Raw genomic sequence first — 12,569 nt, forward strand, 5'->3', positions numbered from 1 at the left:
CAATCATAGTTTGTATTCGTTCCAGCGCGTATCGACCAGCTTCACGATATCCTCACGCGGGAACAGTTCGTCCGGATAACCCGGCTTCATGCGGGCATCAATCACGATCGGCAGCTTGTAGCCGAAGTGATGTCTGCGCACATCAGCCATTGCATAGATGTCATCGGCCGGATTGAAGCGCGTGAAGACCGTCCACAGGAATGCCGTCTGCCCCTTCACGATATTGGCGTCATCCGCCAGAATAACCAGCGGCCATTCTGTACCCTTCTCGCTGAGGCGCTCCAGCAGCCGGCTGGCAAGCTCCGGCTCCGCTTCGTATGAAGCCCCGGATACGACCAGGCATCCAGGACAATATACTTGAGCATTATCGATCTCTCCAATAACGCCTTCCGTATAGGCCTTAGGCAGCTCCCTGACAGGGCTGCCTACGCCAAGCATAACCGCTTTGCTGCCATGGTTCAGCTTGCCGCTCGTGTAATCCAGCGTATCATGAGACGTCTCGTCGAAGACGAACAGGTCGGTTGCCGGATTGAAGCGCTCCAGCACCGTCTCAAGGAGCACATCGAATCTCGACAGATCAATCAGCTGATCCGTCAGCATCAGGAATTTGGTCAGCGTCAGCTGCCCTTGGCCCAGAATGCTGAATGCGGTAGAGAGCGCCTCGCGGGAATACGACTCCCTGACCACAGCAGCCGCAAGCGCATGCACGCCAGCTTCCGCATAGGCCCATAGCTCCTTCACGCCGGGCATCACCATCGGGAACGCCGGCGCCAGCAGCCGCTGCAGGTATTCGCCCAAATAATAGTCTTCCTGTCTAGGCTTGCCTACAATTGTAGCCGGATAGATCGCATCCTTACGATGCCACACATGATCAACCTCGAATACAGGGAAATCATGGATCAGGGAATAGTAGCCGAAGTGGTCTCCGAACGGGCCTTCCGGTCTGCGCAGATGCGGAGGCACCTTGCCGCTGATCGCAAATTCCGCTTGCGCCGGTATGCGATGCCCGCCTTGCGGGTTCTGAACAACGGGCAGCTTCTCTCCCAGTATAAGCGAAGCCATAAGCAGCTCTGGCAGATGCTCCGGCAGCGGAGCGATCGCCGATGCGATAAGCGCCGGAGGACCGCCCAGGAATACGGTTACAGGAAGCGCCTCGCCCCGCTGCTCCGCTTCATAGTAGTGGAAGCCTCCGCCTTTATGTATTTGCCAGTGCATGCCGGTGGTAGAATCGTCGAAGATCTGCATCCGGTACATGCCTAGATTATGTTTCTTGCGGGAAGCCATGCTCTCTGTGTAGACCAGCGGCAGAGTAACGAATGGACCGCCGTCCTCCTGCCAGCTTGTTATAGCAGGCAGCCCTGCCAATGGGCGGTCTCTCTTAAGCGTTCCCAGAATCGGCGCCGACGAAGCCGGCACATCCTTCATGCCTACCTTCATCATATCGAGAATCAATTGCTTCTCGCCCCAGATCGCCTTGAGCGTCGGCGGCATAATCCGCTCCGTCGCGCCAACGATCTGCTTCATTAATTCTTCAGGTCTTGGACCGAATGCCAGATCGACCCGTCTGCTCGTACCGAACAGATTCGTGACGACAGGGAAAGGGCTGCCCTTTACATTCGTAAAGAGCAGCGCCGGTCCTTCCTGTTCGATAACGCGGCGATGAATCTCCGCCAGCTCCAGATAGGGATCAACCGGAGCTTCGATGATCTTAAGATCGCCGTCTTTCTTCAGCACTTCCAGAAACTCGCGCAAATTCGCGAACGTCATTGCTTCCCACTTCCTTCCCGCTCTCTAAGCCGCCATGACCGTATGACCATGTCCATCAATATGCCGAATAGCGCTACGATAATCAAGTTGTGAACCAAGCTTGTGAAGATGAACAGGTTCTCGTTACTGACGGTTGCCGTCAGCCATGCGCCGCTCATCACTTGAGCGACAATCAAGAGCAGCACCCAGCCTGCGGAGCTAGTCAATCCCTCGCCATCGGAGGTTACCTTCCGCACATGGTAGTACAAGCCCGCAATCATAATGGCCAGGATTAAAGCAGCAACCCGGTGAATAAAGACAATGCCGGTCGCTCCTGTCATCTCCGGAATCACTTGTCCGTTGCACAGCGGCCAACCTTCACAGCCGCCTGCCGATTCCGTATGGCGGATGAAGGCGCCCAGGTAGATGACCACATAGCAATACACCGATGTAATCAAGGCGCGGGGCAGAATCGATCTAGGCACCACAAACGTCTTCTGCGGCCCTTTGCGAACGCGGTACGTCCAGATGACCAGCAGCATCGTAGCGGCGAACGCCACGATTGAGATGCCAAAATGAATGGCCATAATGGGCGGAGATTGCGGCCATAAGACGGCAGCCGCTCCCATAAGCGCTTGAATTACGGTAAACAGCAGTGCAAATGCTGCATAATACAACGGTTCCTTGTATGCAGCAGGATTTCGTTTGTACATGCGGTACGCGGCGATTGTAACGCCAAGAACAAGGATGCCCTCCAGGGCGCTGACAACACGATGGGAGTATTCCAGCATAGACTCGAAGGTATAAGCAGGAATGAATTTGCCGTGACAGAGCGGCCAATCGTCACCGCAGCCTCTGCCAGAACCAGTATTCGTGACCAAAGCCCCGGCTAAGAGTACGAGCAGCATTCCGATGCACGATGCGATAGCAAACGCGCGAAAACGGCCGGTTACCATAAAAAATCACCTATTTTCCGTAAGTTATGACCCTTCAATTATAGCGATAAGCTTGGGCAAAAGCCATGTTGAAAATGTGACGATTCGGCCTTTCATCCTATAAAAACAAAATCCGCATGGTTCGGCTTGACGCGTTGCCGGGTACCATACGGATTTAGTATGCCATTCCTTTGACTTAAGCTTGTGCCAGATTATCGCTTACCGCAATAGCCCGATCCACAAACTCCTCGATTTCTTCACGGGACTTGCGCAGCTTGCTGACAAAGCGGATCAATTCCTTGCCGTCGCGGAAAGCGATAAAGCTTGGAATGCCCAGTATATTCAGCTCCGAGCACAGATCCGGCAAATCATCGCGGTCAATCTCGAAGAAACGGGCGCGGCCTTCGTACTGCTTCTCTACATCCGGCATAAACGGATCGATAAAGTGGCAGTCCTTGCACCAGGTCGCCTTGAATACGGCGATCGTCAGTTCTCCGCCGGCTGCCGCATCTCTGAACTCGGCTTCTGTCTTCAGTTTATGCATGGCTTATGTTACCTCCAAAGCGTATTTTACAATTCACGCTCGATGACAAGCACCTTGTCTCCGTCGTCATAGAACGACTGCCACTCGATAGTTGCGCCTAATGCCTCAGCCAGCTTGCGGGCAGGCACATAAGTCGTACCGTCAATTACCGTAGCAGGCAGCGGCCATACTTCTTTGACGCCATTGACGACAACCGTGTCGCTGCCGGACTTGAACTGGATCGTTGTGTCCGTGCCGCGGTCTGTCAATGTAATGGCGCGAGTCTTCGGGTCATAGGCGATTTCAGCGCCAAAGTCTTCGGCCACATCGCGAACCGCTACCATTGTGATATAGCCCGGCATAATAATCGGCGGGTTATAGAACGACTCAGGGAAGCCGTAGTAGCTTTGCTGTGTGATGTGCAGCTTGTTTTTCAACAGATCATAGATAAAGGAGTCCTCTTCAAAGAACTTCACGATGTCGTAGCCTTGCATGTATTCCGCTTCTTCAAGCGAAATCGCATCCTTCGTCACTACAGGAGCCGCAGGCTTCACGTCTCCGTTCACATTCCATTGCTCGGTAACCGCTTTGAGCGACAATCCCTTGAACGGCAAATCGAACTCTTCATCTGCCGCCGATGGCGTATAGCTGAGGTCGTATTGCGACTTGCGGATATTCAGGCTGCTGTCCACATAGACGTCGACATTCAGCTTAAGCGCTTCTTGGAAGAAAGCGTCAAGCCATTCCTTGTCTTCCTTCTCCATGCTCTTCATGCCATCGCGCAAGGAAACAAGCAGTTCTTCGATCTCTGCAGCCGCAGCGTCCGCTTGCTCGCTCAGCGTTGGCGCGTCAAGTCCGCCAGTACCGAACAGATCCCTCTCGCCCATGGACTCCATCAGCGCCTTGTTCGACTCGAACAATTCTAATATGCCCTTGATCATGGCTTGCAAGCCTGCGCGGTCAGCGATCAGCGCATCCAGGTACGAGCCTGCCCAATCCCACAGACCTTTGCTGTCCATGCTGAATTGTACATGCATCAGACCGGTCTCAACGCCGTTGATCGGCTCCGATACAGGCGTAACTTTCAGATCCTTCGGGTTAGGCAGATTGGTAATGCCGTAATTAGCAATGATATCGGCCATATCAAGGCCCAGCTTCGCAATCGATTCTTCATCGACGCCTTCCGGCAATGCCGCTTCTTCCGGATCAATGCCATTCAGCTCCAGATATGTGCTGCCTGTCAGATCGAATGTGAACGGCTGCTTCGCGCCTTCCAGCTCAATGACAAGCGTCTTCTCATCCGCTTTCGCCGAGAATCCTACCGATACAGGCTTCTCTCCCAGCGTAAGCTTACCGTCAACGGACATGCGGGTATGGCCCGCCTGCAGCTGATTAAGCTCCAGCTTTACATTAGAGAACAAACGAAGCAGCTCAACGTCTTCATCCGTCATTTCTTCATTCTCAATTGCGTCTTTAATAGCCTTCTCATCCAGATTCAGCTTGAATTCCAGCGTGCTTTTGCTTTCGCTTGATGTAGTCTTCATCGCATTCTTCAGCGTCTGGTTCAGGTCCAGTCCGCCCACCGACTGACAGCCTGCCGCGATCAAAACCGTCATGGCAAGCATCAGCATGGTCAGCCGTTTGGCTTTCAGCCATTTCTTCATTTCGTATCTCTCCCTCTCTTATGTACATATAAATGAACTGAACTTATTGTACTTGAGAGGTTGATAGATTGTAAATGTCTGGAATGGATAATTTGGAACGATTATCAAATTCCGTTGCATCTTTTTGGCAGATTAAGCGCCTGTACGCTGAACTACTCGAAGCAGCTTATTGAACGGTCCCCTAAGCGGCCTAGGGAGCGCCGTAACATCCTCTGGTCTAATTACGCGAAGCGCGAGCAGCAGGATGACGTACAATCCGCCGACCACGGCCGCTGCAGCTATAGCAGCCAGCAAATACGACAGCTTGCCGGGCCAAGCGCCCGTCAGCTTCAAGACGCCAAGCTCGGCACCCCAGCCAGCCAGCGCCGATAGCGCTACAGCGGCGATATACGGTAACCACCGGGCGCCAAGCACTTGAAGCTTCACGATGCCGTTGATGCTTCTCAGATTGAGAAGGGTTACTGCGATAAAGCATACCGCCGAGCCGATGATAAGCCCATAGATGCCAAGGAATGGCCCCAGCGCAATGCTGACGGCAACCTTAAGCCCCAGCCCGATCAGCGTATGCGTCATTGACGTCCTCGGCTTGCCCATGCCGTAGATGATCGAATTGGAGGTCATCATCGTAATTTGCAGAATAGCTGCGGCTGACAAGGCCGCTACTGGTCCGCTGCCGCTTGGTCCGGAGAACAGCAAGCCTGTAACCGATGTCGAAGCTACCGTAAGCAGCAGGGCGACAGGAACGCCTGTGAAGCATACAATCCTCATCACCATGGAAGCTTGGCGGCGAACCTCATCCATATTTTTCAGCGAGAAGGCCGATGAGATGATCGGAATAATAGAAGACCCGAGCGCGATCGCCAGAATCGGCGGAATGCCCGCCAGGGAGATCGCCTTAATGCCGTAGTCGGCGGCCACCGCCGACGCTTCGGCAAGCGTATAGTAATTTTCGGTCAGACGGTTGAATAGCATAACATCGAAGAGCAGGACGAGATTGATCGACATCGACGTTACCAGCGATGGAATCGACATGCTCAATATCTCTTTGTAAATACCGCGTTTGCTAAGCGTGACGGGAGACTTCGAAGACTTTGAAGCATTCGAGCTGAAGGATGGCATAAGCGCAGCTGAAGCCTCCGCATTCATCCGGCGGACGGGCTTCGCAGTTGCAGAGTCCTGCTTCTTCAGCTTGCGGGCGAATCTGAGCATGACAGCGAACGCGGCGATACCGCCGAATACGCTGCCGAACGTAATCGCCGCTGCCGCCCATTGGTCGCCCCAACCCAGCTCCAGCACCAGCCAGCCGAGCAGAAGGCCCAGAATAACGCGGGCGAATTGCTCTACGATCTGGGATGTGCCGCCGACGGACATCATCTGACGTCCCTGGAAGTAGCCTCTCATCATCGCGACAAGAGGGAAGAACAGGAGCGCCGGCGCGATGGCGCGAATCGCCATAACGCTGCCCGGCTCCTTGGATATGGCGCCATATAAGGGCGCCAGCGCGAACAAGGCGATAGCCAGTATGAAGCCCGTCACCAGACCGAATAGAAGGCCGGCGCGATAGATGCGCTGCGCCTCGTCCGGCCGCCCCAGCGCATAACGCTCCGACACCATCTTGCTGATGGCGCTCGGGAAGCCGGCCGTTGCGATCATCAGCACGATCATATAGACCTGATTCGCATTCGTGAAGGCAATGTTGCCTTCGTCCCCAAGCATATAATCCAGCGGTATGCGCTGGAACAAGCCGAGAAACCGGGCGACGAGCGCTGCCGCCGCCAGTATAATCGTGCCCTTTAACAGGGATTCTTTCTTCAGCATAACGGTCGGCTCGTCCCCTTACGATTGGTTTGAGATCGGTTCCAGCGGCTGATGGTTGCCGCGTACAGGAGCAGACGCATGGGACGGAGCCGCCCAGCGAATGCCGTTCTGGATCACTTGCAGTACTTGCGGATTGTAATAGGTCGGATACGTCTCATGGCCTGGACGGAAATAGAAGATTTTGCCCTGTCCTCTGCTGAATGTGCAGCCGCTGCGGAATACTTCCCCGCCTTCGAACCAGCTCACGAAGATCAGCTCGTCAGGAGCCGGAATATCAAAGTGCTCGCCGTACATCTCTTCGTTCTCCAGCGTAATATATTCAGGCAAGCCGGCAGCAATCGGATGCGCAGGGTTGACGACCCATAGACGCTCCTTCTCTCCCGCTTCTCTCCACTTCAAATCGCAGCCCGTTCCCATGAGCTTTTTGAATATTTTGGAGAAATGTCCGGAATGCAGCACGATCAGGCCCATGCCATTCAGCACACGCTGCTGCACGCGCTCCACGATCGCGTCATCCACCTGGTCATGCGCCATATGGCCCCACCAGATCAGGACGTCTGTCTCGTTAAGGCGCTCTTCCGTCAAGCCATGCTCCGGCTCTTCCAGCGTTGCGGTTGCAACTTCAATATCGCCGGCGGCAATGCCTTTCGCAAGCGCCTGGTGAATGCCGTCCGGGTATACTTTCTTCACTTCATCATGCTGCTTCTCGTGCAGGAATTCATTCCATACTGTTACTTTTACCATATCCAATTACCGCCTTTAATGTAGTATAGGTTCCCATGCCGTCAACTTAGTTGAAGATTAGCCACAATACAAACAGAATGATCATGGCGCTTTGCAAAACGATCTTGACGATGACACTTGTAAACAAGCCTACCAGCGAGCCCCAGCCTACCTTGAGCGAACGCTCGAGGTTCGCGCCTGCAATCATCTCTCCGATTACCGCGCCTGCGAAAGGACCGATAATGAGGCCAAAGGCCGGAATGACAAACGGTCCCGCTATGAGGCCGATGGTGCTTCCGATGATCGATGCCTTCGTCCCTCCATACCGCTTGACTCCCCATGCGCTAACCGCATAATCCGCGATGAACAGCACGATAAAGATCAGCGACTGAATGATCCAGAAAAACACGCCGAACGGCTCAAATGAAAAAAACAGCCCGTATACAAAGTAGGCCGCGTATATTGCGATGGCCCCCGGCAGTATCGGATAAATGGTTCCCGCCATGCCGATGATGAACAGCAATATAATTAGCGTCCATCCCAAAATGTCCAAAAACATATTTCATCTCCCCTTAAGGTTATGAATGAGCCGGCACAGGTTTTATCCGTGTGACACTATACGTATACGGATGATGCTACAAGACGTAGCGTTTGATCAATTCCGCCACCCCATGCTCTTGATTGGACAACGTCACGACATCTGCCGCTTCCTTCACGGCATCCTGCGCGTTGCCCATCGCCACGCCAAGGCCCGCTTCGCGAATGGCGGCAATATCGTTCAGGCTGTCCCCGGCCGCTACCACCTCCGACATGTCGATGCCCATCCACTCGCAGAGCTCCCGAAGCGCGCTTGCCTTCGAGACGCCTAGCGGATTCAGCTCGATATTTTGCAACGAGGAATTGGTGATTTCCAGCCCGCCCCAGGTTTGCACCTCGGCCAGAATCAGCTCCAGCGCCCGATCGTCTTCTGTATAATAGCCGAACTTGAGCCAATGGAAGGAGTCATAGTTATGGGAAGCATCGAACCAGCGCTCCTTGTTGTAGATCTCGCCTGTCGTATAAGCCCAGAACCACACTTCGGGATATTGCTGCGCCAGCTCGTGCAGCCGCTGCACATAGATGGGGCTCAGCTCCGTCCGCTTGTACAGCACATGAGGCTCCGTCCAAATCTCGCCGCCGTTCACCGTGATCATCGGAGTCGTCAGCTTCAGCTGCTCCGCATAAGGCAGCGCGCTGGCGAAGCCCCTGCCTGTTGAGAAGCTGACCGTGATGCCGGCGTCCAGCGCGCGCTGCACCCACTCGGCATTTTCCGGACTGATCTCGCTTTGCTCGTTCAAGAGCGTTCCGTCCATATCCAGTGCAATCAATTTGTACTTCGTCATGCTGTCATCTCCTTATCCGTTCCTGACGTACCAGCCTATTTTAACATATTAAGATGCGAAAAAACCAAACGAAAAAGAGACCGCCAGCCCCGGTATGCCGGGGGACGGTCTCTTCTTAATCCTGCTATGGATTACGCATTCACGGAAGCAGCCAGCGAACGCTGTCTGAGCTTGCGGACAACCAGCCCGTGGGACGGCGAGAACAGGAAGGCCAGCACGAAGAGGAAGCCTGCCGCGCATACCATGCAGCCTGCAATCGAAGCATCCAGCAGCACCGATACGCCGTACCCCAGGAACGTGCTTGCGACGCCGACAGCCACACTGATAAAGAGCATGGCGCTAAGCCGGTCTGTCAGCAGATACGCAGTGGATGCCGGAATAATGAGCAGCCCTACAACGAGAATCGCTCCAACGCTCTCGAAGGAGCTGACCGTCGCCATGGATACGAGTCCCATGAGCAGATAGTGGATCAATGCAACCGGGATCCCGATCGCTGCGGCGAGCGCCGGGTCGAAGGAGCATAATTTGAACTGCTTATAGAAGGCGGCGATTACCGCGATGATGACAGCCAGCGTAAAGCCTAGCAGCCATACTGCTTTCGGGCCCATATCGACCCCGCCAAGCTCCCATATATTCCAATGGACGAATGCGATCTCGCCGTATAGAATCGCATCCTGGTCCAGATGCACCTGGCGCGCGAACAAACTGACCAGAATAACTCCAATGGCGAACAAAGCTGTGAAGACCACTCCGATGGATGCATCCGACTGAATGCCGCTCCGCTGGAACATGCCGATCAGGAACGTGGTCAATACGCCGAAGAGGAGTGCGGCGAACATCATCAATAACGAATCTCTGGAGCCGCTGATGAGAAAAGCGATAACGATGCCGGGCATTACGGAATGGCTGATTGCATCTCCGATCATCGCCATCTTGCGAAGCACGAGAAACACCCCGACAATGCCGCAGCAAGCGGCCACTAAAGAACCGGTCAACAAAATCCAGAAGTCGCTCATAGGGCCGTCTCTCCTTTCATGCGCTCAGCCCGCAGCTCTCCCTCCATCATATAGCGCTTCTTCACACGAAGGCGAAGCAGACGCTTCGCAATCAGGCCGCGCTGAGGGCCGAACAAAATGGACAGCAAGAAAAATGCAGTTGCGGCAAGCACGGTGACAGGGCCTGTCGGCAGATTGGATACCGAGGAGCTTATCCATGTGCCGAGCGCGCCGCTCAGAGCGCCGAACAGGCCGGACAGGGCAACCATAATGCCTAGCCGGTTCGTCCAGTATCTGGCCGATACCGCCGGCGTAATAAGCAAAGCGGCAATGAGCACGACGCCGACCGCCTGAATGCCGACAACGACGGCAACCACGATCAACAGCATAAGCAGCTGCTCCAGGAAAGCTACCGGATAGCCGATGCCTTTCGCAAAGCCCGGGTCGAACGATATAAGCTTGAATTGCTTGAATAAGAGCGTACAAATCGTCACAAGCGATACCGATATAATCGACATCGTTACAACGTCAGAGCCGACCATAGCAGCCGCTTGCCCGAACAGGAATTTATCCAGACCCGCTTGATTGCCGTACGCGCCATGTTGAATAAAGGTAAGAAGAACGATACCTAATCCGAAAAATGTCGATAATACAATGCCAAGCGCCGCATCCTGCTTCAGTCTGGAGTGGCGCGTAATGTAGCCGATGCCGAAGGTCGCGATTACGCCAGCGATTCCGGCGCCGATCAGAAACACTCCGATTGACTTGATGCCCGTGAGCATAAATGCGATACAAATGCCCGGCAGCGCGGCGTGGGCCAGCGTATCCCCTACGAGGCTCTGCTTCCTCAGATACGAGAAGCTGCCGATTACGCCGCTGCTAAGCCCCAGCAGCATGCAGCCGAAGAAAATCCACTGCATGTTGGGATCGGCCATCATCTCCATGAAGTTTTTCATGACCGATCACCCCGGCTTTGATCGAGGAATGCCAATCTGCCCCCGTAAGTGCGCTGCAGCTTCTCCTGTGTGAAGGTTTCGGCTGTCGGCCCGAACGCCTGCAATTCTACATTAAGCAGCAGCACCGAGTCGAAGTATTGCTCCACGGTCGCCAGATCATGATGGACGACGATAACCGTCTTTCCTTGCTTCTTAAGCTCCTGCAGCAAAGTGATAATCGCTTTCTCTGTTGCGGCGTCTACGCCGGCGAAAGGCTCATCCATGAAATACAGCTTGGCGTTCTGCGCCAGCGCCCTTGCCAGGAATACGCGCTGCTGCTGTCCGCCGGACAATTGGCTGATCTGCCTGTCGGCGAATTCGGCCATGCCTACCTTCTCCAGACATTCCAGCGCATGCGCCTTGTCCTTCGCCTTCGGCCGGCCAAACCAGCCCAGTCTGCCGTATGTGCCCATCAGCACGACGTCCAGCGCATTCGTCGGAAAGTCCCAATCGACGGACTCGCGCTGCGGCACGTAGCCGATCAGCTTGCGCTGCTCCTTGTAAGGCTTGCCATAGACGAGCACTTCTCCGCTGATCGCCGGAATCAGTCCAAGCGCCGCCTTCATCATAGTTGATTTGCCCGCTCCGTTCGGCCCGATGATGCCGATCAGCTCGCCTTCCTTCACCTGAAAGGAAACGTTGCGGAGCACTGGTTTTTTTTGATAGGCCACGCTAAGCCCGCTTACGGACAAAGGCGCCGCAGCCTCGCTTGACGTAAACACCGATTTCGCTGTCTGACTCATAAAGGCCACTTCCTTTCTCTCTCCAACCAAACGTTATTTCAACGATTCGACAATCGTGTCAACATTATGTTTCACCATGCCTAGATAGGTGCCTTCCGGCGTTCCCTTATCGCCCATCGCATCGGAGAACAATTCTCCGCCGATCCGAACCTCATGCCCCAGCTTCTTGGCTCCTTCAATAACGGATTCGATAGACTTCGAGGATACGCTGGATTCGATAAATACAGCCTTGATGCCATGCTCCACCAGAAACCCCCGCAGCTCGCTGACATCCTTGGAGCCGTATTCCGACATCGTATTCATTCCCTGCAGCCCTGTGACTTGCAGACCGTATGCTTTCCCGAAATATCCGAAAGCATCATGCGCCGTAACCAGAATGCGGCTCTTCTCCGGAATGGAGGCAATCTGCTCCCGCGCGTAGGCGTCAAGCTTCTCCATCTCCGCCAGGTAAGCCTCGGCATTGGCCGCATATTGCTCGGCATGCGCAGGATCCTTCTCGGCAAGCGTGTCCCTGATGACTTCAACGGCGGACATCCAGAGCTTCACGTCGAACCAGATATGCGGGTCATGCACCGCTTCTCCCGTCGAGGCGGGATTGCCGAGGAGCTGGGACTCTGTCAGCTTGGAGGCAACAGCCACTACCGGCTTCCTCTCCTCCAGCTTCTCGAAGATTTCGCCCATCTTGCCTTCCAAGTGAAGGCCATTGTAGAAAATAATATCTGCATGGTCGAGCTTGCGGACATCGCCTTGCGATGCCTTATATAGATGGGGGTCGATGCCCGGCCCCATTAATCCCGTAACCTCCACATAATCGCCGCCGACATGCTGCGCCGCATCCGCGATCATTCCGGTCGTAGCCGTAATGCGCAGCTTGCCGCTGTCCGTGCTGCCGGGATCCATACCGCAGCCTGACAATGCCAGAATGGATACAGCGAGAAACGCGAGTGTCATCATGAATCGCCTAATGGCGGAATTGCCGAATTGATATGCCTTCATACCTATGCCTCCTCATGAACCCGTCACATCAAAGTATAAGTTGGATTTG

General features: G+C 54.5%; 12 protein-coding genes. All 12 read right to left on the reverse strand.

Annotated features, from left to right (window positions below; all coding sequences use genetic code 11):
• Window positions 1-3: 3 nt before the first annotated feature.
• A complete protein-coding gene (locus D3P09_RS08035; protein ID WP_120108807.1) occupies window positions 4-1,767 on the reverse strand; it encodes a UbiD family decarboxylase in 1,764 nt (587 codons plus the stop codon).
• Window positions 1,764-2,702 carry a COX15/CtaA family protein gene (locus tag D3P09_RS08040; RefSeq protein ID WP_120108808.1) on the reverse strand — a complete coding sequence of 313 codons (939 nt, stop codon included), beginning with the start codon at window positions 2,700-2,702 and terminating at the stop codon, window positions 1,764-1,766. The genes D3P09_RS08035 and D3P09_RS08040 overlap by 4 nt, the downstream gene beginning before the upstream one ends.
• Before the next feature lie 175 nt (window positions 2,703-2,877).
• Complete coding sequence (locus tag D3P09_RS08045) at window positions 2,878-3,225, reverse strand: thioredoxin family protein (protein ID WP_120108810.1); 348 nt, start codon at window positions 3,223-3,225, stop codon at window positions 2,878-2,880.
• Window positions 3,226-3,251: 26 nt separating this feature from the next.
• On the reverse strand, window positions 3,252-4,868 hold the full coding sequence (locus D3P09_RS08050) for a copper amine oxidase N-terminal domain-containing protein (protein ID WP_120108812.1): 1,617 nt from the start codon (window positions 4,866-4,868) through the stop codon (window positions 3,252-3,254).
• A gap of 132 nt (window positions 4,869-5,000) precedes the next feature.
• On the reverse strand, window positions 5,001-6,686 hold the full coding sequence (locus D3P09_RS08055; protein WP_120108814.1) for a putative polysaccharide biosynthesis protein: 1,686 nt from the start codon (window positions 6,684-6,686) through the stop codon (window positions 5,001-5,003).
• Between the two features lie 18 nt (window positions 6,687-6,704).
• The gene (locus tag D3P09_RS08060) at window positions 6,705-7,430 is read right to left on the reverse strand and encodes a ThuA domain-containing protein (RefSeq protein WP_120108815.1); all 726 of its coding nucleotides are present in this window, start codon (window positions 7,428-7,430) and stop codon (window positions 6,705-6,707) included.
• A gap of 46 nt (window positions 7,431-7,476) precedes the next feature.
• Window positions 7,477-7,962, reverse strand: coding sequence for a DUF456 domain-containing protein (locus D3P09_RS08065; protein ID WP_120110607.1), 486 nt, complete (start codon window positions 7,960-7,962; stop codon window positions 7,477-7,479).
• 82 nt (window positions 7,963-8,044) lie between these two features.
• Entirely contained in the window at window positions 8,045-8,791 is a 747-nt protein-coding gene (locus D3P09_RS08070) for a Cof-type HAD-IIB family hydrolase (RefSeq protein WP_120108817.1), read from the reverse strand.
• Window positions 8,792-8,922: 131 nt separating this feature from the next.
• Window positions 8,923-9,807: a metal ABC transporter permease gene (locus D3P09_RS08075; RefSeq protein WP_120108819.1), complete on the reverse strand. Its 885-nt coding sequence runs from the start codon at window positions 9,805-9,807 to the stop codon at window positions 8,923-8,925.
• The gene (locus D3P09_RS08080) at window positions 9,804-10,742 is read right to left on the reverse strand and encodes a metal ABC transporter permease (protein WP_120108821.1); all 939 of its coding nucleotides are present in this window, start codon (window positions 10,740-10,742) and stop codon (window positions 9,804-9,806) included. The genes D3P09_RS08075 and D3P09_RS08080 overlap by 4 nt, the downstream gene beginning before the upstream one ends.
• Entirely contained in the window at window positions 10,739-11,524 is a 786-nt protein-coding gene (locus D3P09_RS08085; RefSeq protein WP_120108823.1) for a metal ABC transporter ATP-binding protein, read from the reverse strand. The genes D3P09_RS08080 and D3P09_RS08085 overlap by 4 nt, the downstream gene beginning before the upstream one ends.
• Window positions 11,525-11,557: 33 nt before the next feature.
• Entirely contained in the window at window positions 11,558-12,520 is a 963-nt protein-coding gene (locus D3P09_RS08090; RefSeq protein WP_120108825.1) for a metal ABC transporter solute-binding protein, Zn/Mn family, read from the reverse strand.
• Window positions 12,521-12,569: the final 49 nt, after the last annotated feature.

Origin of the sequence: Paenibacillus pinisoli, assembly GCF_003605435.1 — a bacterium.
GTDB lineage: Bacteria > Bacillota > Bacilli > Paenibacillales > Paenibacillaceae > Pristimantibacillus > Pristimantibacillus pinisoli.

What these genes read in the sequence shown, in the direction of transcription:
- D3P09_RS08075 (WP_120108819.1), bottom strand. Translation starts at nt 9,807, where the DNA reads ATGAGCGACTTCTGGATTTTGTTGACCGGTTCTTTAGTGGCCGCTTGC.
- D3P09_RS08070 (WP_120108817.1), bottom strand. Translation starts at nt 8,791, where the DNA reads ATGACGAAGTACAAATTGATTGCACTGGATATGGACGGAACGCTCTTG.
- D3P09_RS08040 (WP_120108808.1), bottom strand. Translation starts at nt 2,702, where the DNA reads ATGGTAACCGGCCGTTTTCGCGCGTTTGCTATCGCATCGTGCATCGGA.
- D3P09_RS08085 (WP_120108823.1), bottom strand. Translation starts at nt 11,524, where the DNA reads ATGAGTCAGACAGCGAAATCGGTGTTTACGTCAAGCGAGGCTGCGGCG.
- D3P09_RS08090 (WP_120108825.1), bottom strand. Translation starts at nt 12,520, where the DNA reads ATGAAGGCATATCAATTCGGCAATTCCGCCATTAGGCGATTCATGATG.
- D3P09_RS08080 (WP_120108821.1), bottom strand. Translation starts at nt 10,742, where the DNA reads ATGAAAAACTTCATGGAGATGATGGCCGATCCCAACATGCAGTGGATT.
- D3P09_RS08055 (WP_120108814.1), bottom strand. Translation starts at nt 6,686, where the DNA reads ATGCTGAAGAAAGAATCCCTGTTAAAGGGCACGATTATACTGGCGGCG.
- D3P09_RS08060 (WP_120108815.1), bottom strand. Translation starts at nt 7,430, where the DNA reads ATGGTAAAAGTAACAGTATGGAATGAATTCCTGCACGAGAAGCAGCAT.
- D3P09_RS08050 (WP_120108812.1), bottom strand. Translation starts at nt 4,868, where the DNA reads ATGAAGAAATGGCTGAAAGCCAAACGGCTGACCATGCTGATGCTTGCC.
- D3P09_RS08045 (WP_120108810.1), bottom strand. Translation starts at nt 3,225, where the DNA reads ATGCATAAACTGAAGACAGAAGCCGAGTTCAGAGATGCGGCAGCCGGC.
- D3P09_RS08035 (WP_120108807.1), bottom strand. Translation starts at nt 1,767, where the DNA reads ATGACGTTCGCGAATTTGCGCGAGTTTCTGGAAGTGCTGAAGAAAGAC.